The sequence below is a fragment of the Pseudomonas sp. B21-015 genome (assembly GCF_024749285.1).
Classification (GTDB): Bacteria; Pseudomonadota; Gammaproteobacteria; order Pseudomonadales; family Pseudomonadaceae; genus Aquipseudomonas.
In genome coordinates, this window is record NZ_CP087196.1 from 4147522 (window position 1) to 4171339 (window position 23818).

Annotated in this window: 23 protein-coding genes and 1 pseudogene; 10 read left to right on the forward strand and 14 right to left on the reverse strand. The window is 57.9% G+C overall.

From position 1 onward, the window contains the following. Positions 1–58 precede the first annotated feature (58 nt). Both LOY38_RS18755 and LOY38_RS18760 read left to right on the forward strand, forming a co-directional pair. The gene (locus LOY38_RS18755; protein WP_258696515.1) at positions 59–952 is read left to right on the forward strand and encodes a LysR family transcriptional regulator; all 894 of its coding nucleotides are present in this window, start codon (positions 59–61) and stop codon (positions 950–952) included. 203 nt (positions 953–1155) lie between these two features. Further along, positions 1156–1374, forward strand: a pseudogene (locus LOY38_RS18760) (transposase domain-containing protein); the annotation flags it as partial. A 125-nt stretch (positions 1375–1499) separates the two neighbouring features. Here the strand turns inward: LOY38_RS18760 and LOY38_RS18765 are convergent. After that, positions 1500–1889, reverse strand: coding sequence for a MerR family transcriptional regulator (locus tag LOY38_RS18765; protein ID WP_258696516.1), 390 nt, complete (start codon positions 1887–1889; stop codon positions 1500–1502). A 74-nt stretch (positions 1890–1963) separates the two neighbouring features. Between LOY38_RS18765 and LOY38_RS18770 the strand changes: the two genes are divergently transcribed. The 3 genes from LOY38_RS18770 to LOY38_RS18780 all read left to right on the forward strand — a co-directional run bounded on the left by LOY38_RS18770 (position 1964) and on the right by LOY38_RS18780 (position 4819). Further along, on the forward strand, positions 1964–3043 hold the full coding sequence (locus LOY38_RS18770) for an SDR family oxidoreductase (RefSeq protein WP_258696517.1): 1080 nt from the start codon (positions 1964–1966) through the stop codon (positions 3041–3043). Positions 3044–3210: 167 nt separating this feature from the next. After that, positions 3211–4110 (forward strand): DMT family transporter, encoded by a 900-nt coding sequence (locus tag LOY38_RS18775; protein ID WP_258696518.1) that lies wholly within the window; start codon positions 3211–3213, stop codon positions 4108–4110. Positions 4111–4456: 346 nt separating this feature from the next. After that, the gene (locus LOY38_RS18780) at positions 4457–4819 is read left to right on the forward strand and encodes a DUF6124 family protein (protein ID WP_258696519.1); all 363 of its coding nucleotides are present in this window, start codon (positions 4457–4459) and stop codon (positions 4817–4819) included. A gap of 123 nt (positions 4820–4942) precedes the next feature. Here LOY38_RS18780 and LOY38_RS18785 read toward each other — a convergent pair whose 3' ends face one another. From LOY38_RS18785 to LOY38_RS18815, 7 genes are all read right to left on the reverse strand, one after another. Further along, positions 4943–5503: a murein L,D-transpeptidase family protein gene (locus tag LOY38_RS18785; protein ID WP_258696520.1), complete on the reverse strand. Its 561-nt coding sequence runs from the start codon at positions 5501–5503 to the stop codon at positions 4943–4945. 462 nt (positions 5504–5965) lie between these two features. Further along, positions 5966–7612: a malate dehydrogenase (quinone) gene (gene mqo, locus LOY38_RS18790; RefSeq protein WP_258696521.1), complete on the reverse strand. Its 1647-nt coding sequence runs from the start codon at positions 7610–7612 to the stop codon at positions 5966–5968. Between the two features lie 318 nt (positions 7613–7930). Then, positions 7931–8641, reverse strand: coding sequence for a GNAT family N-acetyltransferase (locus LOY38_RS18795; RefSeq protein WP_258696522.1), 711 nt, complete (start codon positions 8639–8641; stop codon positions 7931–7933). A gap of 77 nt (positions 8642–8718) precedes the next feature. Further along, complete coding sequence (locus LOY38_RS18800; RefSeq protein WP_258696523.1) at positions 8719–9288, reverse strand: YceI family protein; 570 nt, start codon at positions 9286–9288, stop codon at positions 8719–8721. A 334-nt stretch (positions 9289–9622) separates the two neighbouring features. Beyond that, positions 9623–10003, reverse strand: coding sequence for a nuclear transport factor 2 family protein (locus LOY38_RS18805; RefSeq protein ID WP_258696524.1), 381 nt, complete (start codon positions 10001–10003; stop codon positions 9623–9625). Between the two features lie 165 nt (positions 10004–10168). Further along, the gene (locus LOY38_RS18810) at positions 10169–11428 is read right to left on the reverse strand and encodes a cation:dicarboxylate symporter family transporter (protein WP_258696525.1); all 1260 of its coding nucleotides are present in this window, start codon (positions 11426–11428) and stop codon (positions 10169–10171) included. Between the two features lie 113 nt (positions 11429–11541). Further along, complete coding sequence (locus LOY38_RS18815; protein ID WP_008013629.1) at positions 11542–11967, reverse strand: VOC family protein; 426 nt, start codon at positions 11965–11967, stop codon at positions 11542–11544. A 119-nt stretch (positions 11968–12086) separates the two neighbouring features. Between LOY38_RS18815 and LOY38_RS18820 the strand changes: the two genes are divergently transcribed. Continuing rightward, positions 12087–12962: a LysR substrate-binding domain-containing protein gene (locus tag LOY38_RS18820; RefSeq protein ID WP_258696526.1), complete on the forward strand. Its 876-nt coding sequence runs from the start codon at positions 12087–12089 to the stop codon at positions 12960–12962. 62 nt (positions 12963–13024) lie between these two features. Here LOY38_RS18820 and LOY38_RS18825 read toward each other — a convergent pair whose 3' ends face one another. Continuing rightward, a complete protein-coding gene (locus LOY38_RS18825; RefSeq protein WP_258696527.1) occupies positions 13025–14356 on the reverse strand; it encodes a PLP-dependent aminotransferase family protein in 1332 nt (443 codons plus the stop codon). An 88-nt stretch (positions 14357–14444) separates the two neighbouring features. Between LOY38_RS18825 and LOY38_RS18830 the strand changes: the two genes are divergently transcribed. Further along, positions 14445–15341, forward strand: a complete 897-nt coding sequence (locus tag LOY38_RS18830; protein WP_258696528.1) for a DMT family transporter — start codon at positions 14445–14447, stop codon at positions 15339–15341. 70 nt (positions 15342–15411) lie between these two features. Here the strand turns inward: LOY38_RS18830 and LOY38_RS18835 are convergent, their stop codons facing one another. From LOY38_RS18835 to LOY38_RS18845, 3 genes are all read right to left on the reverse strand, one after another. Then, positions 15412–16779, reverse strand: a complete 1368-nt coding sequence (locus LOY38_RS18835; RefSeq protein ID WP_258696529.1) for an MBL fold metallo-hydrolase RNA specificity domain-containing protein — start codon at positions 16777–16779, stop codon at positions 15412–15414. Between the two features lie 96 nt (positions 16780–16875). Beyond that, complete coding sequence (locus LOY38_RS18840; RefSeq protein ID WP_258696530.1) at positions 16876–17793, reverse strand: universal stress protein; 918 nt, start codon at positions 17791–17793, stop codon at positions 16876–16878. A 77-nt stretch (positions 17794–17870) separates the two neighbouring features. Continuing rightward, complete coding sequence (locus LOY38_RS18845) at positions 17871–18818, reverse strand: universal stress protein (protein WP_258696531.1); 948 nt, start codon at positions 18816–18818, stop codon at positions 17871–17873. Positions 18819–19042: 224 nt separating this feature from the next. Here LOY38_RS18845 and LOY38_RS18850 point away from each other — a divergent pair, with 224 nt between their 5' ends. Continuing rightward, on the forward strand, positions 19043–19606 hold the full coding sequence (locus tag LOY38_RS18850; protein ID WP_258696532.1) for a GNAT family N-acetyltransferase: 564 nt from the start codon (positions 19043–19045) through the stop codon (positions 19604–19606). 55 nt (positions 19607–19661) lie between these two features. On the opposite strand, the gene LOY38_RS18855 is transcribed toward LOY38_RS18850, so the two are convergent. Then, positions 19662–20585 (reverse strand): universal stress protein, encoded by a 924-nt coding sequence (locus tag LOY38_RS18855; protein ID WP_258696533.1) that lies wholly within the window; start codon positions 20583–20585, stop codon positions 19662–19664. A gap of 107 nt (positions 20586–20692) precedes the next feature. Then, entirely contained in the window at positions 20693–21931 is a 1239-nt protein-coding gene (locus LOY38_RS18860) for an MgtC/SapB family protein (RefSeq protein WP_258696534.1), read from the reverse strand. 260 nt (positions 21932–22191) lie between these two features. Between LOY38_RS18860 and LOY38_RS18865 the strand changes: the two genes are divergently transcribed. Continuing rightward, a complete protein-coding gene (locus LOY38_RS18865; RefSeq protein WP_258696535.1) occupies positions 22192–23112 on the forward strand; it encodes a universal stress protein in 921 nt (306 codons plus the stop codon). Positions 23113–23162: 50 nt separating this feature from the next. Next, positions 23163–23810 (forward strand): BON domain-containing protein, encoded by a 648-nt coding sequence (locus tag LOY38_RS18870; protein ID WP_258696536.1) that lies wholly within the window; start codon positions 23163–23165, stop codon positions 23808–23810. Positions 23811–23818: the final 8 nt, after the last annotated feature.

Below are 23818 nucleotides of genomic sequence, written 5' to 3' on the forward strand. Positions count from 1 at the left end.
ACCAATAAGGTGATAAATGTGCTCTAAATTCAAACTCTACGAACCTACAGTTAGCAATATGGACAAACTACGTGCCATGGAAACCTTCGTTGCCGTCGTGGAGGGAGGCAACTTTACCGAGGCCGCGCAGCGGCTTGAAATATCGGCGGTAATGGTTGGAAAGTATGTGCGCGAACTAGAAGGACGCCTCGGTGCGCGCTTGCTTGAGCGCACCACACGACGCCAGAGCCTGACTGATGCTGGTCGCGTTTTTTACGAAGACGCCAAGCGTGCGCTTGAACACGTACGTATGGCCGAAACCTCGATCGAACGGTTGCGCGCTTCGCCATCCGGCACGTTGCGCATTAGCGCTCCAACCACCTTTGGCTCGTGTGTCATCGCTCCTCTGGCTGCGACTTTCCAGCAGATATATCCGCTCGTGCGCATTGAACTGGAATTGAGCAATCGCGTCGTTGACCTTATTGACGAGGGTTTTGATCTGGCTATCCGCATTGGTGAACTGGGCGATGCCGACCTGATAGCAAGGCCGCTGACCATGTATCGCATGGTGATCTGTGCGTCGCCGGACTACCTCGCCCGACATGGCCGTCCAGAGACACCACAGGACCTGAGCGCGCATCACTGCCTTTCTCACACAGTGTGGAACAGCCGCAACGGCTGGAAACTCAGAGGTTGGGATGGGGTGCAGTTGCCGATGGACCCAGTCTTCACATGCAATGATGGCAACGGACTGCGCATAGCAGCGATCGCCGGTGCGGGATTGTTGCTGCAGCCCGAAGTTCTGGTGGCCCACGATCTGGCAAGCGGGACGTTGGTGCCGGTCCTGCAAGCCTACTTACCCGAGCCACACCCTATCCATATCGTGCATCGACACGATCGGCGACCGCTGCCAAAGCTCACCCATTTTATTGCGTATTTGCTCACGCATGTGGCGGAGCAGAAGTCGTCCTAGCGCGCTTTCCCCCGGTTCTGGCGCCCACGAAAGGTGTTGTTGCCGCTTCAGCTGTGAGAGCCCCGTTGGACGAGAGCGTATGCTCTCTCAGACACGACGGACGCTCGCCTGAACGCCTCAGCGCCCGAGACGGGGCAATTGCCCCTCATCGTCTTCGGCTTAACGTATGTAAAAAAACCGTTTCTTGAGGGCACTGATGTGGAAATCAAATCCGTCCATGGGCTTTCGGGCGTTCAAACTGGCTATTCGCGGGCTCCTTACGCAGCGGCAAACGTGCGGCTGCGATTATGAGTTTGAACCAGTCGGCACGGCTTAACGGCCATGATCCGTATGCGTATTTAAAGGGCGTGCTCACGCGACTGCCAATGCAGTGGCCGAGCGAGATTATCGAGTTGCTGCCGCATAGGTGGGCGCCCGTTTAGCCACGCAAGGTCTTTTGGGCGGACGCTTGCTGTCCAGGGCCAGGCCAGAAGGTTTTAGAAAATGCGTAAGGGGGGGCTTGAAACTGGAAGCAGGCTGCAGCTTCCGTTTTCCAGATGCTGACAGTTCAGTTGGAAGAGTTGTTCATCTGCTGAAGCTCAAGTTGCTTGGCAGCACTGGCTTCGAGCTTTGCACGCTCTTCATCCAGATACCGATAAACGCTTTGGAAGTTGGCGATTTTCTGTTTGATTTCTGCCATCTTCTTTTCAATTAGCTTAGCGCCGTCAGCACAATCGATCAGCTTGTTCCGCTGCGCATCCAGAATCTCGCCTATTTCCCCCAGGGAAAACCCCATGCTTTGCGCGCGCTGGATAAAGTCCAGATCCTGCAGAGTTTGCGCTGTGTAAACGCGATAGTTGTTAGTTCGCCGCAGCGGTGAGATCAGGCCGATTTGCTCGTAGTAACGCAGCGTATGGCGGCTGGCGCCGCTACGGGCCTCGAGTTCGCCGATTTTCATGAAAACATCGCTTGACTATAGAGTGGGGTCGATAGTTTACGCTTGATTTCTCACCTTAAACAAGGAGCAGGGAAATGAGCGTGGAGTGCTTTGTCACGGGGGGTACCGGCTTCATCGGTCAACACTTGGTGGCGTACCTGAGTGCAAAAGGTCACACCATTCGGGTGTTGATGCGTCGCCCAGAGCGACTAGCTGCACTGCGGGAGCAAGTCGACAATTTGGGAGGGTGCGCAACCCGGGTATTTGCCATAGCTGGCGATCTGGAACGGGACAACCTCGGGCTGAGTCTTGCTGACCGAGAAGTGCTAAGGCACGCCAGCGTCATATTCCACCTAGGCGCCCACTTCGCCTGGGGGCTTTCAGTGGAGCATTCTCGTGCGGTGAATGTGGAAGGGGCAAAGCGCGTGGCGCTGTTGGCGGCTGAGCAAAAAAGCCGGTTAGTGATGATCGGCGGTTACATGCTGAAAAATCATGAACATCTGCAACGCATCGGAATTGATCCTCGTTATCCGGAGCTGACGAATTGGCCTGCCGTCTACCGACATGTCGGTGGTTACGAGGGGAGCAAGCTGGAGGCGCATTTTGCGACCCTGGAGGTCATGTCCGCCAAGGGCGGGGAGATGACCGTTGTCCACCCCGCGACGGTTTGTGGCCACAGCCGCACGGGGCATATCCTTGACGGTCAGCCACTGGTGGAGCTGATACGCAACCTTGTGCAGGGAAAGCTGACTGCAGTGCCCGGTACCGCCGAGCACTGGCTGCCACTGGTCACCGTGGATTACCTGGTTGAGCTGGTGGCGGTTTGTGCTTTTGATCCTGCCATGGTGGGCCAGGAACTGCTGGCGCTTGATGACCAAACTCCCAACTTGCGAGAACTCCTGGTACAGGTGGCACAACCTTTGGGATTAAAGTCTCCCAAGCATTACCTTTCACTCCGATTGCTGAAGTTGCTACTGAGTATTCCTCCCGTCGCGCGGTTTTTGAATACAAAACCCGAAGCCTTGGACTTTATCCAGACCACTCGTTTTGATACAGCGGCGGTCAAGCAATTTGCCAACAGGCATGGAATAGCCAAACCGGACATACGTCAGTCTTTGCAGCACACTGCAACGTTCGTCAACTCATATTGCATAGCCAAGGGCCAGGCCCTCTGACGTCTCCCTTGGCGGCGACAAGAAGGCGAATGGCATCCTGCCGGGCGATACAGCTTATGCCACAATAAATACCGGGGTTGGTGGAATCTTCGTATCCTCAAACTTTGCGCCGTCGATGTAGGGCGGCATTCTATCGAACGACAATTCAGCGACAGGGATCGCCATCAATGCAATCTACTTTCAGCAAAGGCGTCATATTTGCCCTCTCCGCTGCGGCACTGAACGCAACGATCGGTGTACTCAGCAAAGTACTCATGAGTAATGGTTTCACCGCTAGCAGTGTCGCTGTCATCAAGACCGTACTGGGTTGTGTGCTTCTCTCGATCTTACTGCTTTTCCTCAAGCGTGCGGCGGCGTCGACCAAATGGACTCAGGCGGCTATCTGCGCATTCCTTGGCATCTTTGTGCTGTTCCATTTCGAAACATCCGCCTATCGACACTACGCTGCGGCAGGTGTGGTGGTGGTGCTGATGGCCAGTGCCTCAATTTCCTCGATCATTCTGGGGCGCATTTTCCTCAAGGATGCCATCACCGCGAACGCTACCGTTGGCGCCGCACTGGCTATCGCTGGGATCTCGGTGATCTTCGGCGGCGACCTGCAGCAGGGCTTTACCCTGCAAGGTGCTGCGCTCGCCTCCATGGCCGGCTGCGGCTATGGGGCCTTTTCGGTTGCCATGAAGCGTATGGGCGTGTCGGGGGGGCTGCACTTCACCCGACAATTGTTGTTCTTTGGCAGCCTGTACCTGCTGATGCCGGCTGCGGCCGATGGTTTCGCGATGGGCGAGCTGTCGCCGCTGGCGATCGCCGCGCTGCTGGCGCTGGCCACGCTGCCGACAATCCTGGGCTTCTTCTGCACCACCAAGGCCATCGAGTATCTCAAGCCATCCCAAGTGCAAGCGCTGGAGCTGACCGAGCCACTGTTCGCCGCGCTGCTGGCGTTTGTGGCGCTCAATGAAGTACCGCGCGAAAGCCTGTACGCGGGAGCGGCACTGATCATCGTCGGCCTGTGCTTCTCCAATGAACTGATCCGCTTGGGCAGCAAAGCATCCGTCCCTTCGACCGAGTGAGCTATTTTCGGATCCTGATTACTATGGCGGAATGGGCTCACTGGATGATCTCATTCTTGGTCAAATCTATGACGATGGCCTCCTTTTCTGGAGGCCTGGTCATGTCGAGTTAAACGAAAAATTCATTGAATTGCGCAATAAAGCCGAGCAGCTCGCCAATGCAATGATGCGTGTTTAAAGACACTCGGTGTTACGTCCCGAAGGCTACAAGACCTTGTGCCGCGACCTACGGTTAAGACAGAATTCGCCGGCTTTCTTCTTTTCCCCGGTCTACTAACCTGCGTACAGCCGCCACCCCTCGTATTAGTAGCGAGGAAGTGGCTGCATCACTCAGGAAATAAAGACTATGTTCAAGGTTACACCCAACCCACCGGACACCGATCCGGCATCCCCGTACGAATCCCTCGACTCAAAAAAGCTCAACGAAGCCGCCGAGCGCGCCCTCGATTTCTACCTCAACCCGGCGGCGATCATGAACAACACCCCACGCAAACCCAGCACCTTGTATATGGTTGCCCCGAATGTCGACCAAGAAGCCTTGCTGGTTCAAACGTGCGAGAACCTGGCGTCGGCCAGTGTCATGGCCAGCGACATTGCTGCATCGGTGGAGGGCCCCCACCGCAACACCCTGCTGGCGCTTCAGCAGGTGATCATGCTGAGGGAACTGGCGGTAAATCGAATGCTGGATAACTTCGTTCCCCCCAAGTAATCACTCAGCCCTTTACCGAGAGGCTTGCCCCTCGGTAAAGGGCTTTGATTAATCTGTCCCTTTTTTTGTTGTAGCCAATACTTGATACGGGACACATACAAGAAGCGCACTATTATCTTCGTCCTATCTGATTTCAATTGGCGTTCCATTAGGCACCAACGTCCAGATTTTTCGCATATCGCTGTTAGTTACAGCAATGCAACCATCCGTCCAGTCCCATAGATGATGAAGCGGTCCAAGCCACGCCCATCCGTTGGGCAGACCATGAATCATAATGTTACCGCCTGGCGCATATCCATTTTGACGAGCTGATGCCTCGTCCGCTGGATTCGGGTATGAGATGTGCAGGCTAAGGTACGCCATTGATTTTGGATTGCGCCAGTCGATTAAATAACGTCCCTCAGGCGTTTTCTCATCCCCCTCTCGTTGCTTTGCGCCGTCATCCGCGGCAGCTCCGAGAGCTATACGATATTCGGCCAATATCACTCCTTCGCGCCATAACGACATGCGCCTTTCTTGCTTATTGACGGTTACAACATCAGCGTGTTTTTCAGACTGATCGAACTCCGCGGTTGGGGCAGGCCCTCCACCAAAGCGGGCCATAACTGCCGTATACCCTAATACCGCAATGAGTAAAAAACCGACGAAAATAGTTAAACGTTTTATCATGTAGAATCCTTTCAAGGAAAATCCGTAGCCAGCCAAGTTATTATTAACCGCTTTGCGAGCACCTTATCGGAGGTCGTCCAGCGCAGGCGAGATAATAAACAATTCTAATAGCCAATTGTGACCGAGTTAGTCCCCGTTTAGAAAAATTCCTAATCAGAAAAAGATCTAGAGATAAAGGATGTGGATTGATTTGTTTATTGAGGTGAGGTTCGTCGACGAAGACATCGAATATACGCACTATGGAAACCAAGCGCCGGATTAAATCCGGGCTCACTGATGGGCTTTAGCGGTGTCCCCATTGTTTCCGCTGGCATGATCGAGATTGGTCCCAACCTGCCTGATTGCCCGAGCGAATCAGAAAAATAGATTCAGCCCCTTTGTTACGCCGAGATGAATCGGCCCTTGCAGAAAACCAATTTCCACAAAAAAGCCCACTGACCGTCACCGATCCAGTGGGCTTTCCGATTACGCTTCTACTTACAAAGCCATATCCGTCGCAGCATTAGCCTTCGGCGCCTTAGCCGGAGCAGCCGGAGCAGCAGCCGGAGCCGCCACCTGACCAATCACCGGCGGCGGAGTCAGCTCAAGTACCTTAGCGGTATAAGCCCACTCTTGAGCCACTTTCTCAGGGCTGCTGTTCAGCTGAGTGCCATAGCTCGGCACGATCTGGTGCAGCTTTTCCTGCCAGGCTGGGGTCGCAACCTTGTCCTTGAACACTTTCTGCAGCACGGTCAGCATGATCGGCGCAGCAGTCGAAGCGCCTGGCGATGCGCCCAGCAGACCAGCAATAGTGCCGTCAGCAGAAGCAACAATCTCGGTGCCCAGTTTCAGCACGCCACCAGCGGCTTCATCACGCTTGATGATTTGCACGCGTTGGCCGGCTTGCCACAGGCGCCAGTCTTCGGCTTTGGCGTTCGGGAAGTATTCTTTCAGGGCGTTCATGCGGTCTTCGTCAGACAGCATCAGTTGGCCTGCGAGGTACTCGACCAGCGGGTATTCCTTGATGCCGACCTTGGTCATTGGCCACACGTTGTGCGTGGTGGTGGTGGTCAGCAGGTCCAGGTACGAGCCTTCCTTCAGGAACTTGGTGCTGAAGGTCGCGAATGGGCCAAACAGGATGACGCGCTTGCCGTCCAGAACACGGGTGTCGAGGTGCGGAACCGACATTGGCGGTGCGCCAACGGAGGCTTTGCCGTAGGCCTTGGCCAGGTGTTGCTCGGCGATAGTCGGGTTTTCGGTGACCAGGAACGAGCCGCCAACCGGGAAGCCTGCGTATTCCTGGGCTTCAGGAATGCCGGACTTCTGCAGCAGGTGCAGTGCACCGCCGCCTGCGCCGATGAACACGAACTTGGCGTCGGTTTCGGTTTTGGTGCCGTCTTTCAGGTTTTTGTAGCTGACGCGCCAGCTGCCGTCTGCGTTCTTGGTGATGTCTTGCACTTCGCTAGACAGTTTCAAGTCGAACTTTGGCGTGGTTTGCAGGTGCGCGACGAACTGGCGGGTGATCTCGCCAAAGTTCATGTCGGTACCGATCGGGCTCCAGGTGGCCGCGACTTTCTGGTTCGGGTCACGCCCTTCCATCATCAGCGGAACCCACTTCTTGATCACAGCCGGGTCTTCGGAGTACTGCATGCCGGCGAACAGCGGGCTCGCTTGCAGGGCTTCGTAGCGTTTCTTCAGGAACTTGATGTTGTCATCGCCCCACACGAAGCTCATGTGCGGAGTGGAGTTGATGAACGAACGCGGGTTCTTCAGCACGCCTTGCTGAACTTGCCAGGCCCAGAACTGACGGGAGATCTGGAAGGCTTCGTTGATTTCAACGGCTTTCGCGATCTGGACATTGCCCTTGTCGTCTTCCGGGGTGTAGTTCAACTCGGCCAAAGCGGAGTGACCGGTACCGGCGTTGTTCCAGCCGTTGGAGCTTTCCTGGGCGACGCCGTCGAGGCGCTCGACCATTTCCATCGACAAGTCGGGCTCCAGCTCATTGAGCCACACACCCAGCGTTGCACTCATGATGCCGCCGCCAATGAGCAGCACATCGACTTTCTTTGCCTCTTCCGCGTAGGCGGACGTGATCCCCATCGACAAAGCCAGCCCCAGCAGGGCCGTGTTCAGTTTCTTAAACATCTGTAGCACCTATGATAAACGCCATCCGCCTCCAATTCCCGACCATGAGTAACCCTGGTTCACGGATACGCAGGCAGCGTGCCGTGGGTTCCTGCATTTACAAGAGTTTGAAGGTGGGCACACAAGGCCGACGTGACTCCATCGACCTCAGTTATATGTCCCTCGTGCACTGACTTTTTATCATTATTGGCTCAGTTACTTGAGCGACATTGATTCTGTCGCACGTCTGTGGACGTACGAACCGAATAAGTCAAACCAAGTTAATGCGACAGAATATCACGCCTCGGCCAGCCTGCGAGCCCGAAAGGACTCATCAGTCTAGACGGGACGAGCCCCGTGCACGGCGTCTTTGCTCAAACGATCCAGCACAAACGCCTTGGCGTTGCGCGTCATCTGGTCGAGATGCCGGTCACGTTGCTTCTCTGCATCGATCATTGCCCGCTTGCCGTGTTTTTGCAGCAGATACGTATGTATCTGCCGCACCTCCACAGAACTGTAGATCGACGTGACATCCAGTAAGCCCATCAAGCCTTCAGTGCCGTGATCGCGGGTGTTCATCAGCACCTGAGTACCGCGCACACCCAGCACTTGAAAGCCCATCGATTCGAACCAGGGCACCTTGGCGACGGTGCACGTCAGTTCGGCATGCGGGTAGCGGCCGAGCATGTCTTGCAGCATCGCCCGCGCTACGCCCCGCCGACGGTGACTGGCTTGCACCGCCATGTACGCCATGCCGCACGCCTCGGGATCGTCCTTGACCGGCAGGTACAGCGCAAAGCCGATGACCTTCTCAGGGGCTGCGTCATCGGTGGCGACGATCAATTCGACCGCAATGCCTTTGGCACCGCCGAGCGCTTCCAGGTAGAGATGAACCTCGTAGCCCACCGCGTATTGATAGACGTTGTACAACGGGTTGCTCGGCGCGATGCCTACCATGCTGATGTCGGTCAGGTTGTCGACGACCATCTGCAGAATCTGGCTGTTGATGGGCTCCGGGCAGGGAGTGGCAAAGTGGGTGAGCTGGGGCATTGCGTTGTTGACTCCGGGTTAAGGCTTACTGAGCATCAGCCCCGCCATTGTCACAGATCGAGCCCCTCACAGGAAAATCACCGCTCTGGCGCGACGATGCGGAAGCGGATGTTGATGTCGTTGGAGACAACCGAGTCGCCCCACTCCCCTTCTCCGATCTTGAAGTCACTACGTTTAACAATGATGTCACCATCGAAGACCCCGATGGCATGTTCCGGTTTCAACAGCACCTTCACCTGCAACTCGCGAGTCAGGCCCCTGAGGTTAAGTTTGCCGGTGATCAAGTAGCGGTGGTTGCCCAAGACTTTCACCCCGGTCGATTCAAAGGTCGCCACCGGATAGTCCGTCGTGTTGAACCAGGCAGGCTTTTGCAGCTCGGTATTGGCATCACTGCTGCCGGCGTCGATGCTGGCAAGGTCGATAGTCAGCCTGGCATGGGCCGCAGTGGGGTTCGCCGTGTCGAAATCGACCGTGGCATCGAACTTGCCAAACGTGCCGTACGCCCTGGAGCCGAACTGGCTATAGGTGAACGAGATCTTGCTGGCGGTGGTGTTCACCTGGGTGTATTCGACGGCGTGGGCGCTGGGCAAGGTGCCGACCAAGAGGATGGCGAGCAATGCGGCGAAACGCGGGAATCGAGGGGTCATGGGATTCTCTGGTTGAAACGACCTTCAGGGATTGAAGTACCGCACTCGTGTGGCTGCGATAGCAGGACTTAAGCAAATATTCGCTGAATACGCTAGCTGCCGGGCGATCTGTAGCAGGTGGCGAAGCCTGCGTTCGGCTGCGAAGCAGTCGTGAATCCGGCTAACGCGGTCTGCCTGACGTGCCGCAGTTTCTGATTTTACGACTGCTTCGCAGCCGAACGCAGCCTTCGGCAGCTGCTACAAGGAGTGCGTCGAGTCTGACATTAATTGGAAAGTCCTCGGTGTTGAGGACTCTCCTGGTTTTTTCAAACGGTAGCGTCATCCACCCGAGGGATCAGACACTCGGATGGGTATGGTAAATCTTGCTGACGATGGTCCACTTGCCTTCTACCTTCAACAAGTTGAAGAAGTCGGTGAAGCGCAACCCCGAAACGTTGTCGGTATCGACCCGCGCACTGGCCGCCGTGCCGACGATGTCGATGCGTACGATGGCGGCTTTGGCTTCCGGGGACGGACGGAACACGTTGTCGATGACGTCGTAGAGATTCTGGATCGCGCCGCCGACGAGCTTGTCGCCATCGACACCAAACATCGTGGCCTGCTCGTTGAAGGCGGGCTTCATCAACGCGCTGTCGGCCTTCGCACCACCTTCGTTGTACTGGTTAAGTACGTCGACAATTGCGTTGTATTCCTGAACGTAAGTAAGACTGCTCATTGCATGACTCCTGATAAGTAACTGACACGGGTTATTGCACGGAACCTGTGGGAGCAGGCTTGCCCGCGAAGAGGGAGGGTCAGTCGGCATTAATGTCGCTTGGCACACCGCCTTCGCGGGCAAGCCCGCTCCCACAGGGAATTGCGTTTTACTGGAGGATGGTGATCAGGTTTTCTGCACCACTCGGGCAACGCCCGAAGGCTCAATGTTGACCTTTTCCCACTTGGCGATGACCAGGGGTGCAATCGCATTGCCCAGCACGTTCAGGGTGGTGGTGCCGCTGTCGATAATCCGGAAGATGCCGGCAATCAGTGCGACCCCTTCCAATGGAAGACCGGCCGATGCCAGGGTGGCGGACAGGATGATGATGGCGAATCCGGGGACGCCGGCAGCCCCTTTGGACGTCAGCACCATCGTCACCACCAGCAGTATCTGCTGGGACAGCGACAGGTCGATCCCATAGAGTTGCGCGACAAAAATCGTCGCCACGCCGAGGAAGATCGACGCGCCATCCAGATTGAACGCATACCCCACCGGCACCACGAAACTGACGATCCGACGCGGCACGCCATAGTGTTCCAGCTTGCTCATCAGCTGCGGCATGACCGACGCCGAGGCGGCGCTGGAGAACGCCAGAATCAGCTCATTACGGAAGTACTTGATCAGTTTGAAAATATTCTCGCCAATCAGGTAGCAAATACCGCCCAGCACCACCAGCGCAAAGACAATCAGTGCCAGGTAAACCACACCGATCAACTTGAGCAAAGGCAATAGAGAGGCAAAACCGAATGTCGCCACGGTAGCGCCGATCATGCCAAATACCCCAATCGGCGCATAAGCCATGACAATACTGACGACCTTGAACATGGCATCAGAGATGCCTTGAACCACCGCCACCACCGGTGCGCTTTTTTCTTTGGGGAGCGAGTTCAATGCCAGGCCAAACAGCACGGCGAAGAACAGTACCGAGAGCAACTTCGCTTCCGACATCGCGACAAAAACGTTATCGGGAACGATGTTCTGCAGGATGACGAGTGCGCCCTTCGAAGGCTCCATGTTGACCGAAGCGGTGCTGTGGGAAATGCCCGAAATATCAGTGCCTGTGCCGGGCTCGAACATATTGGCGAAACACAGTCCCATCACGATGGCCAGGCCGGTAATCGCGAAGAAATACCCCAGCGACTTGACGCCCATGCGCCCAAAAGACTTGTTATCACCGCCGCCGGCAATCCCCAGGATCATGCAACAGAACACAATGGGAACAACGACCATCTTCATCATCTTGATGAAGATATCGCCAAGGGGTTTGAGGATTTCAGAACTGATCCAGCCTTGATATTGCGGGTGTGTATTGAAGTACCAACCGACGAGCACGCCAAGCAACAGCCCGGCAACTATTTGCCAAACCAAAGGGATACGTTTCATGTCTAGCCTTTTTGTTGGAATGAAAGGACTGCGTTACAGGGCAGTTGCTAGAGTCATGAGCTTCCAGCTCATTTGAAATCGAATGGCACAACAACGTTGTGCCGTTACTTTTATTACTTGGCGAAGAGCTGGCTCATATCCTTGAACGCCTTGAATTCAAGTGCGTTGCCACACGGATCGAACAGAAACATGGTGGCTTGTTCGCCGACCTGCCCCTTGAATCGAATGTAGGGTTCAATCACAAACTCGGTGCCGAAGGACTTCAGGCGCTCGGCCAGGGCTTCCCACTGCTGCCACTCCAGGATGATGCCGAAGTGCGGAACGGGGACGTCGTGCCCGTCTACCGGATTGCTATGGACGCTCTCCTGAGAAGCGGTTTTGGGGTGTTCATGGATAACCAGTTGGTGACCGTAGAAATCAAAGTCGACCCATTGCGTGCTGGAGCGCCCCTCTTGCAGCCCGAACACTTCACCGTAAAAGGTGCGTGCCGCCGCGAGGTCATAAACAGGGATCGCCAGGTGAAAAGGAGAAAGGCTCATCGGAACTCCAATCAAGGTGTTTTATCGGTTTTGTTTTTGATTACGGAGCCAATCGTAGAGCCGCAGACCAAGCAAAAAAATCAATATATATTTCTTAGAAACACAATTAATATTTGTGAATGATCAAAGAACTGAAAACACTCATCGCCGTTGCGCGGGAAGGCACCTTTGCCGCTGCCGGCAACAGGATCGGGCTGACCCAAGCTGCGGTGAGCGCCCAGATGCAACGTCTGGAGGCCGAGCTGGGTTTCCAGATTTTCGACCGCAAAGGCCGCTCGGCTCACTTGAACAGGATGGGGCATCAGATACTTCTGCAGGCGCAGGAGCTGCTTCGCCTTTATGACAATCTGGGGTCCACCACGGTTGGGCTGCCAGCCAGCGTTCTGGTGAACATCGGCGCCATCGCTTCCGTGCAGCGCTCGTACTTACCAGATGCGCTCGCCAAATTTCACCAACAATGTCCGCAATGTCGAACCCGTGTGATCCCGGGTCTGTCGATGGAGTTGGTCAACCTGGTGGATGCCGGCGAGATCGACATGGCAGTGATCATTCGCCCGCCCTTCTCGCTGCAAAGCGATCTGCGCTGGACGACTCTGGCCCTTGAGCCCTACCGGCTGATCGTTCCGCGCGACGTGCCCGGAGAAGACTGGTCAGCACTGCTTTCCAGCCAACCCTTCATTCGCTATGACCGATCATCATTCGGCGGCAGGCAGGTCGATCGTTTCTTGCGGCAGATGCATTTCACCTTGCGTGAAGTGTGCGAGCTGGATGAACTGGAGGCCATTATCAAGCTGGTCGAAAATGGCGTCGGTGTAGCGCTGGTGCCGCAGACGGCGACCCATCAGGACTGGCCCGCCGGGGTGCGCGCGTTGGATCTGGGGCAACACACCTTCCATCGTGATATCGGCCTCGTCCATCGGGCTCGGCAAAGTTTTACCGAACCAGTACGGGTATTGGCCCAACTGATCGTTGAGCAGGTTCAGAGCGGCACTTGAGTCAAATCTGCACAGCCACGACAGACACTCTGTAGCAGCTGGCGAAGCCTGCGTTCGGCTTATTACGAATAAGCCCCAACCATCCACTTCACTTTTTCCAGCGCCTCGCGCAGTGCGCCCATCTCCACCGAGCCCAGCGCCAGACGAAACGCATGCGGGACGTTGGCCGAAGTGGCAAACGGTTCGGCGGTGGAAACCGATACGTTTTCCCGCCGCAACGCCGTGGCGATCTGGTCGGCCCGTGCGTCTTCCGACAAGGGCAGCCAAAGAAAATACGACGAAGGATGGCGAATGCACCGCAGCCCCGCCAGTACCTCGCCGGCCACGGTTTGCCTGGCCTGCGCGTCCCGGCGTTTTTCCGCTTCCAGTTGCATGACGGTGCCGTCGTCGAGCCATGCGGTGGCGATGGCCGTCATCACGCCCGGAGTATTCCAGGTAGTCGCTCTGATGGTGCGCTCCAGCGCGGGCACTTTCTCGCTGGGGGCGACGACGAAGCCTACGCGCAGTCCGGTGGCCACACTCTTGGAGAGCCCTGACACGTAAACCGTCCTCTCGGGGGCGAGTACCGCCAGCGGTGCGGGGGGATTCTCCGCGAGGAAAGCGTAAGCGGCGTCTTCAATGATCAGCAACTCATGCCGACGCGCAATCGTCACCAGGTGTTCCCGTTGATCGGCACTCATCACCCATCCCAGCGGATTGTGCAGGGTCGGCATCGTGTACACGGCCCGCACGCGTCGATGCCGGCACAGGCTTTCCAGCGCCTCCAGATCAGGCCCGTGATCGAGCACGGGAATGGGCACGATTTCAAGGTGCAGTGCCTCGGCCAACACCTTGAACCCTGAATAGGTCAACGCGTCCGCGGCAATCACGTCACCGGGTTGCAACAGCGCCATCATCGTCACGGCCAGCCCCTGTTGGGCACCGTTGACGATCAGCACTTGCTCGGTCTCAACCGTCAGGCCGCGAACGCGCAGATGGCGCGCCACACAAGCGCGTTCATGCTGGCGCCCGGCGTGTGGCTGGTAGCGCAGCAGTGATTCCAGATCACCGGCCGATGCGAGCTGGCGCAGGGCATTGCGCAACAGTTCTGACTGCCCGGGAAGCGCCGGGTAATTGAAGTTCAGGTCTGTCATGCCAGCGGCAACGACATGCTGGTCGATACCCTGGTCTGGCGACCACGACGTTTCCCTGACGAATGTTCCTCGCCCCATCTCCCCGCTGACCAGGCCCATGGCTTCGAGCTCCGCATAGACACGGGTGGCGGTCACCAGGGCCAGCCCGTGCGTTGTCGCCAACTGGCGGTGCGTCGGCAAGCGCGTGCCCGGCAACAGGCGTCCTGAACGGATATCCGTAGCAAACGCATCCACCAGTGATTTGTAGCGTGAACGAGGCATGTGCAGGTGTATCCATGACAATATTTTGATTGTATCGAGTTTCGTCCATACGATGCCTCCCATGCAAGTTGCATAAAGGGGACTCTCAATGGAACGCGCATCGAACCTGCAACACCACACCACGGAAAAGACTGCGAGCGGATGGCTCAACGGCTTCATCGGCGTGCTCATCTTCAGCGGCTCGCTGCCTGCGACACGGCTGGCCGTTCTGGAATTCGACCCGGTCTTTCTGACGGTTGCCCGGGCCAGTATCGCTGCCATTCTGGCGCTGTGCATGCTGCTGCTCTTCAACGAAAAACGGCCTGCCAAGCGCCAGCTTGCGTCCCTGGCAATCGTGGCCCTGGGCGTTGTATTCGGCTTTCCGCTGCTGACGGCACTGGCGCTGCAATATGTGACGTCTGCGCACTCCATCGTCTTCGTTGGCCTGTTGCCACTCGCCACCGCAGCGTTCGGTGTCTGGCGCGGTGGCGAGCGTCCCCGGCCGGTGTTCTGGTTCTTCTCGGTGCTGGGAAGCCTGCTGGTGGTGGGGTTTGCCGTCTCCCAGGGCCTGACCGCTTCTCCAGCGGGGGACATTCTCATGTTGCTGGCGATCCTGGCGTGCGGGTTGGGCTATGCCGAAGGTGCGAAGCTTTCCAAGACTCTGGGAGGCTGGCAGGTGATTTCCTGGGCGCTGGTGCTGTCGCTGCCCGTCATGGCGCCGTTGACCTGGTTGCTGGCCCCGCCTTCGCTCTCGGCAATTACCCCGCCTGCGTGGTTGAGCCTGGCTTACGTGTCGCTGTTCAGCATGTTGATTGGCTTTGTGTTCTGGTACCGCGGGCTGGCGCAGGGCGGGATTGCCGCCGTCGGCCAGCTTCAGTTGCTGCAGCCGTTTTTTGGCCTGGCACTGGCGGCCACGTTGCTGCATGAGCAGGTCAGCGTTGCCATGCTGGGGGTGACCGTGGTGGTGATTCTTTGCGTGGCCGGGGCACGAAAGTTCTCGAAATAGACGGCTCGCGTGGCGAAACAAATCGGCCAGGGGCTTTTTTTAGAGCCCCTTTTCTATAGTGGCCAGAGCACTAAAGAGGCCCCGTCAGCTCCACGCTATCGCGGTACTCCGGCACCGAGACCGACCAGCCCAGCTCCAGGCTGATGCGCCGGCGCAATACATCCGAGGCGTTGGGTTCGCCATGTACCACATAGGTGTGTTTCGGTGGCCGCTTGAAACCGCGCAACCATGCCATGATTTCATCGGCGTCGGCGTGCGCGGACAGGGTTTGCATCGGCACCACTTCGGCCCGGATCGGTACGTCTTTGCCGTGAATACGTACCGACGGGGCGCCTGCGATGATCTGCGCGCCGCGGGTACCGCCCGCCTGAAAACCCGGCACCAACAGCGTATTGAGCGGGTTGGGCGCCAGCGCCTTGAGGTGATGAAGCACCCGCCCGCCAGTGGCCATACCACTGGCGGCGATGATCACCGCCGGTGTGCGTTGCTGATCCAGGTCGATGGAGTCTTTGGTGGAGCGCACAAAACGCGTGACATGGCACATGCCTTCGCACTCTTCCTGGGACAACCGATGCTCACTGCGAAAGCGCTGGTACAACCGCGTGACGTCGGTGGCCATGGGGCTGTTGAGGTAGATCGGCAGGTCGGGAATCGCGTGTTTTTGTTGCAAGCGATACAGGTGGTACATCAGCAACTGCGCGCGACCGACCGCGAACGATGGCACCAGCGTGATGCCATGGCGCAACGCGGTACGGGTGATGACCTCGGCCAGTTGATCTTCCGGGGACTCGTCAGGATGTCGACGGTCACCGTAGGTCGACTCCACCAGCAGATAATCGGCCTGCTCGATCGTCTCCGGGGCAAACATCAATGGATCGTTCGGCCGCCCCAGATCCCCGGAGCACACCAGGGTCATGCCATCAGCGACGATTTCCACGGTCGCTGCGCCCAGAATATGCCCGGCACCGCGCAACAGAATGCTCATCCCCGGGGCAATCTCGACCCGGTGGTGCAACTGCACCGGCCGCAGCAGTTTCAATGCCCGCTCAGCGTCTTGCTCGGTGTACAGCGGCAAGGCCGGGGTGTGTTTGGAGAAGCCATGGCGATTGGCGAACTCGGCCTCTTCTTCCTGCAAACGGCCGCTGTCGCGCAGCAGGATTTTCACCAGCTCACAGGTGGCTGGCGTGGCATACACCGGGCCGCGATAACCGTTGCGCACCAGCACCGGCAGGTAGCCGCTGTGATCCAGATGAGCGTGGGTCAGCACAATGGCTTCCAGGTCGCGAACCGGCAGCTGGAACGGGTCCCAGTTGTGCAAGCGCAGTTGTTTATAGCCCTGGAACAGGCCGCAATCGATCAGCACATGTTGGTCGTGATGCTCCAGCAAGTACTTGCTGCCCGTGACCGTGCCCGCAGCACCGAGAAATGTCATTCGCATGGCCGTTTCCTTGAGCATTCATGGAGCGCTATTGATCGCTCCTTTACGTTCATGGGCAGTTGATTTTTATCAACGGAGATCACACTGGTTCATCTTCTAGTCGACACGGGGCAATGGCTTGACGATCATCAGGCTGCAGGGTGACCGGTTCAATACACTTTCGGCCGTACTGCCGATGAATACATCGATCCCCCGATGGTAGGTCGTTCCCAGCACCACCATGTCGAAGGCATGTTGTTGTGCGAAATGGGCAATCACCTTGGAAGGGATGCCGGGCAACAGATGACGCTGTTGTTTCTCGACTCCGTAGCGGTCGGCAAGCGCTTCAAAGGCCTCCAGCTGAGCATCGCTTACCGCGTCTCTCAAACTGCCATTCAGTGTCGCGGTCGGCACATTCACTTGCGCCTCCCCCAACTCCGACCAGCCGCTGACATTGAGCAGGTGCAAGGTGGCGCCACAGGATTCGGCCAGGCTTGAGGCAAGGTCGAGAATCCGGTCATTGAGCCCCAGGGTCAGCTCCTCCAGATGGGACAGGTCGACGGTGGCGAGTATGCTCGACGGCTTCGGATTCGCAGCATCGATGACCAGGTGCAAGGGGGCCGGACAGTCGCGCAGCAACTGCCAGTCCAGAGGCCGATGGAAGGCGCGGTCGAGCGCCGACACGCGGTGGGTGTCCTTGATCACCAGGTCTGCATGGAAGTCATTCACGTACTCCAGCAGATGCGCCAGGGTCGGTCTGGCCCACACCACCTCAGTTGTCACCTGCACGCCTTCGCATCGTTGAAACCGCGCTTGCTGCTCCAGCCATTGACGATGTACCTGCAAGTAACCTTCCCGCGCCTGAGCCATGGCCTCGTGGTCAAACAGGCCGGCCGCCGCCAGCGCCTGGACATAATCGAAAGCGACAATGTGCAGCATCGCACCGGTTGCACAGGCCAGGGCCCGCGCCCGATCGAACGCCGGGGTGCAGGCCATTTCAGTTGGGGCAATCAATAGCAAACGCTGAATTTTCACCCTCACCCACCTCGTCTGGATAGCTTCAGATTGTGACTCAAGTATCGGGGGCTCTCGCCGTGAGGCTCTGATTTTTATCAACTAGCGGGCGGCCAGCCGTCGGCTTGGCGCCCGACGCTCGAACCCGGCGGCCTGACCGCCAGAATGCTGCCTGGCACCGAGTACAACGCCCGCTCGGTGTTGCTGCCGATCAAGCGGTCGATCCCCACGCGATGCACCGTGCCCATCACCACCACATCCGCCAGGTATTGCTCGACAAACTCACTGATGACCGGCACCGGCAGGCCCATGACAAAGTGCCGACGCTCCGGAGGAACACCGTAGCGATCCGCCAGGGTGATAAACGCCCGGTGCAGGGATTCGCGTAGCTCTTCGATGAAGTCCACGCCCCAACCACCGCTGACCAGCGGTGCATCACCATTGAAAGCCGGCGACAAGTCATAGGCGTAGAGCAAGTGCAACGGTGCGTCGCATTGCAATGCCAGTGCATTGGCCGTCTGGATGATGGTGTCGTTCAGGCCACTGATTTGCGTCGCCGGATCGAACGGGTCCACGGCGGCCACGACCCGGTGCGGCAGCCCGTAACGGATCTGGTTGACCAAGTGCACGGGGATCGGGCATTCGCGCAGCAGGTGACAATCGAGGGGCGTGATGAACACCCGTTTGAGCGCCGGTTCCAGGGTGACGTCCTTGATCAGCAGGTCAGGCTTGAGGTCTTCGACTGTCTTCAAGATGTCCAGCAACGGATGGGTGGTGAAGACGGCTTCAACCGTCGCGTCCACGCCCTGCCCTTTAAGCCGCTCGACCTCGTCGGCCACCCAACGATGACAGTGACGCAGATAACGCTGATACTCCGCCTCGTCGATTTTTTCTTCCCATAGATGAACGATCGGCGCCGGATCGACAAAGGCCCGCACATCCAGCGTGGCCCCGCTCGCCTTGGCCAGTGCGACCGCACGGAGCAAGGCTGGAGACTGATGCAGGGTTCGGTCGGCGATCAGTAACAAACGTTGATATTGACCCATCACACACCTCGGCTCGAAACCGGTCCTTACCCGCCGGCATCACCCAAGACTGCGCTCGCTGCCCCCTCCCCCAGGTTGATTTACATCAAATACCCGCAAATGAACGCCCTCGTGACGGGTGTCTGATCCAGATCAGATTCAAGGGCTGCCAGCGGCGTAGAAAGGAATCAACCGCGTGGCGAGTGAATACGCACCGGCCTTTCAAACAAGATGGAGGATCATCCATGCTCACTGTCAAAGACCACAATGATCGGGCCGCGGCCGTCTATGCCGCAGTCACCGGAAAGTACTGGATCGAAGCGCTCAAGGACGGCCGCCATGTGCTGATCCGGCCACTGCTGGAAAAGGACCGCGAACTTGAATACACCTTCATCAAGCGCCTGTCGCCCGAGTCCCGGCACATGCGTTTTCTCGCGCAGATCAACGAGCCCGGCGCCGCCATGCTCGATCAGTTGATGGACACCGATAACAAACAGCGCATGGCTTACATCGCGCTGGTTCACGAAAACGGCAAATTGATCGAAATCGGCATCAGCCGCTACGCCGCCACGTCGGAACATGAGTGTGAGTGCGCGGTGACGGTCGCCGATGAATGGCAGCATCTGGGCCTCGGCACCGCCTTGATGGGACATCTGATCAAGGCCGCCCGCAGAAACGGTTTTCATCAGATGTATTCGATCGACGCCTCCAGCAATACCCCCATGCGCGACCTGGCCCAAGCCTTGGGTTTTGAGAGGCACAATGATCCTGACGACAGCCGCCAGGTCATTCATCGCCTGTATATGTAAAAGCCAATCGCCCCACGACGCACCGGCAACGGCCCGCCGTGGGGCAAGTCAACGTTCAGGATTGCAACATTCTGTCGGGCTTGATCGCCAGCACACTGCAAGGGGCTCGGTGCAAGAGCTGTTCGGCAGTGGTCCCCAGTAGCTTGTTCAACCCCGAGTGCTGCACCGTCCCCATCACAATCACATCGGTGCGATGGTCCTCGGCGAACTTGCAAATGCTCAGCAATGGCGAACCTTCGATGAAGTGCCGACACTCAGGCGGCACGCGGTGACGCTCGGCCAGCGCCGTAAACGCTTCGTGTTGCGCCGTGCCCATGGCTTCGTAAAGACCGGAGGCCAACGGGAGTGCGCCAACACCCATGTCCAGGGCATACACGGCCGTCCAGTCATACACATGCACCAACTCGATTTGCGCCTCACATTGTTCAGCCAGCTTCGTTGCGGCGTCGATAATCTGGTCATTGAATACCAGGTCCTGCTCTTCGCTACGCAACACATCGACGATGGCCAGCACGCTGCGTGGCCGCGGGTTCAGGGCGTTGGTCACCAGATGCACCGGCACCGGACAATCGCGCAACAACTGCCAATCCAGCGGTGTGAAAAACACCCGCTTCAACGCCGATTCTTCCTGGGCATCCTTGATGATCAGGCTCAGCGACATCTCGTTGACGAAGTGCAGGATCTCCTCATAAGGGTGCTGCACCCACACCACCTCGCTGGTGACCTCGACGCCGTGTTTTTTCATCAATTCGGCCTGCTCGGCGAGCCATCGCCGATGGGTTTGCAAATAGCCCTCCCGGGCCTGGGCGACTTGCTCGGGGGCAAACAGGCCGGCGACGGCCAAGGCCTGCAAGTAATCGAATGCCACGATGTGCAGCGGCGATTGCATCGCGCGGGCCAACGCGGCGGCCCGGTCGAACGCCGGTGTACGGGTCATGGCTTGGGGGGCGATCAACAGTAAACGCTGAGTCTGTGACATGGGACACCTCGGCACGCGGCCAGCTCGATGCAGTGAGTAGAACCCTAGAGTGATCGCAGCAGATTCAGGCGACTTGATCTTTGTCAGCTACAGCGCCCGGATGCACGTTAATGCAGCAACATGCCCGCCCACATTGCCAACGTCAGCAAGACCTGGCCGGGGATGATATACGCGGCGAACCGTCGCCCGCCGCTGACCCAGGCCACCAGGCATTTGCTCAGGGAGTTACTGCTGACGGCAACCAGCGTGGGCCCGGCAATGGCATCGAACGGCAACAGCCCGGCCTTGGCCAGGGCGGCAATGGACGCCGTCGAAGAATGTGCATCGGCGAAACCGGCGAGCGTCGTCGTGACCATCACGCCCACTTCACCAAAGTGGCTGAGCACCATCGAAGACACAAAGGTGATGCCGGTCATGGTCAGTGTGATGACCAGGGCCAGCTTGAGGTTGAACGCACCGCCGACCTTGACCGGCCGATTGGCGCCACTCGCAGGTTGCGGGAACATCAGGCTCAGGCCATACAACGCCGTGGCGGCGGCACCACACAACAGCGGTCCCCACATGTGCCTCAACAGACCGGTGTCGACCGCCCCCAGGATCAGGCCGATCTGAATGACGGTAGCCAGGTTGGACAGCATCGCTGCCGCGCTCAGGATTTTGATGTTGCCTGGCTCCTTGGCGACAAGGTGCCCCATCGCGGCGATGGTCGCGGTGCTGGAAGCGAATCCGGAGGCGATGGCGCTGACCACATAGCCGTAACGAGTGCCCAGGATACGAACGGCGATATGCCCTGTCGCCCCGACGGCCATCAGCAACACGGTCAGGGTGCAAATGGTGCGCAGATTGATAGAGGTATACGGACCGATAAAACGGTCAGGCGCCAATGGCAACACCACCAGCGCGGCGACCAACAGCACCAGACCGTCGCGCATTTCCGCTTCAGTCAATTGGCTACGCGCAAAGTGGTGCAGCTTTTGACGATACGTCAGCAGCCCCGCCACTACCACGCCGATGGCGATGGCCAGTTCGGGCGCGCTGTTACACAACGCCCCCAACGCCAATACCGTGAATAACGCCACTTCACTGGTGACACCAGGATCATTGCTCAGGCTTCGCCAGTAAGCCACGGTGACCAGCAAGGCCAGACAGATCGCCATGGCCCCCAACAACAGACCACCACCGACCTGCATCGCCACATACCCCAGCAACGCAGTGATCGCAAACGTCCGCAATCCGGCACAGGCACGACTGTCCCCCCGCCCCTTGTGCCGTTCACGTTCAAGGCCGATGAGCATGCCGATCCCCAGCGCAGCTGCCGCCCCTGCCAGGCCCAAGGTGTCGTTCATGTGAGTCCCGTCCGGGTAAGCCACAACCCCAAGACTGCACCGGCATGACGCAGGAGAGATTGATAGTGGTCAATGTTTTATAGATGGACCTGGCGCCCCCCGCCACACGTCGGGCAGCAAGCTGGATCACTCGCCAGATTGATAAAGATCAATCCCGCCCCCCCCGGTCAGCGGCAGGATAAAAGCCAGAGGACCACTGCCCAAACGCAGGGGTGCCAGTGAGTACAGGAATATCTACGATTATCGACGGGAGTTTGGTCATGTCTGAGCAATCACGCTTCATGCTGGTCGTCTCGCCCCTCATGGAAAACAGCCCCGCGTTCGACCGCGCCGCCGCGTTGGCCAAGGCCTCGGGCGCGGCCCTGCACATCGTCGCCTTCGATTACCTGCAAGGCCTGGCAACGGCAAGCATGGTCAACGAACAAGCGCTGGAGCAGATGCGGCTCGGGTATGTCGAGCGCCATCGGCAATGGCTCGAAGACCAGGCCCGGCCCTTGCGTAAAATCGGGGTGCCCGTCACCACGGAGGTGGTTTGGGTTGAACGACCTTTGCAGGAAATCCTCATTCATCTCAAAGAACAACCCATGGCGGTACTGATCAAGGCACTGGAATACGAGTCGCTGCTGTCACGGATAATGTTCACGCCCCTGGATATCCATTTGCTGCGCGAATGCCCGGTGCCGCTGCATTTTGTCAGCCATGCGCAGCACGCGCTGCCGCGCAGGATCCTCGCCGCGGTCGATCCCTTCCATAGCAATACCCAGTACAAGGATTTCAACGACAGGATTTTGCGCGAGGCCTCAAAACTGGCCAGCACCTGTAACGCCCAGCTCGACGTGATCTACGCCCACGACCTTTCATCCCTCAGCGCGGACGAGTTCGATTTCGACAGTAGCTCGGCATTGTTTTCTTCAGGCAAAGCCAAGACGCTGTTCGACGCACAGGCCGATGCCTTCCGCGAACTGGCCGAGCGCAATGGTATCGCGCCGGAGCAACAGCACATGATCATGGGCAACCCGACCAAGGTCCTTGCCCAATACGCCGATGCCTACGACATCGACGTGATTGTCATGGGCCGGGTCGGCCACCGAGGCGTGGGTCGACTGGTGGGCAGCACGGTGGAACATCTGCTGTACAAGATGCCGTGCAGTGTATGGGTGGTTTCACCTGAGGAGCTCTAGAGAGCTATATCGCACCTGCCGTACCAGCATTTCAGACAGAGGACATCACCATGAGCGACTTGAGTCTGCGTCAGAGCATTATGGATGAGCTTGAATTCCAGCCTGATATCGATGCCGCCAACATCGGTGTGACCGTGGACAACGGCGTCGTCACGCTCACCGGCCACGTTAAAAGCTACGCGCAAAAAGTCAGCGCAGAACACGCGGTTAAAAGCATAAAAGGGGTACGCGCCGTGGCCGAAGAAATTCAGGTCAGGCCGATGAAAGGCGCCGGCACGGCGGACGACGCCATTGCCTCCCGCGCCTTGAATATCCTCACCTGGTGCTCCGACATTCCCGAGCAGGATATCAAGGTCGTTGTGCAGAACGGGTGGATCACCCTTGAAGGCGAAGTGGACTGGCAGTACCAGAAAGAGACCGCCGAGATGGCTGTGCGCAAGCTGTCGGGAGTGGTAGGCGTGGACAATCGGCTCGTCCTTCGTCCGCAGGTGAACGTGGATGATATCCAGCGTCGCATCGAAGAAGCCCTCAAACGCAATGCCGAAGTCGATGCCAAGGGCATTCACGTCAAGGTCGAAGGCGATGTGGTAAAGCTTGAAGGCAAAGTTCATTTGTGGCGCGAGCGTCAGATCGCCGAGCGTGCCGCCTGGTCAGTACCGGGTGTGAGGCAAGTTGATGATCATTTGCGCATCGCCTGAGTCAATGA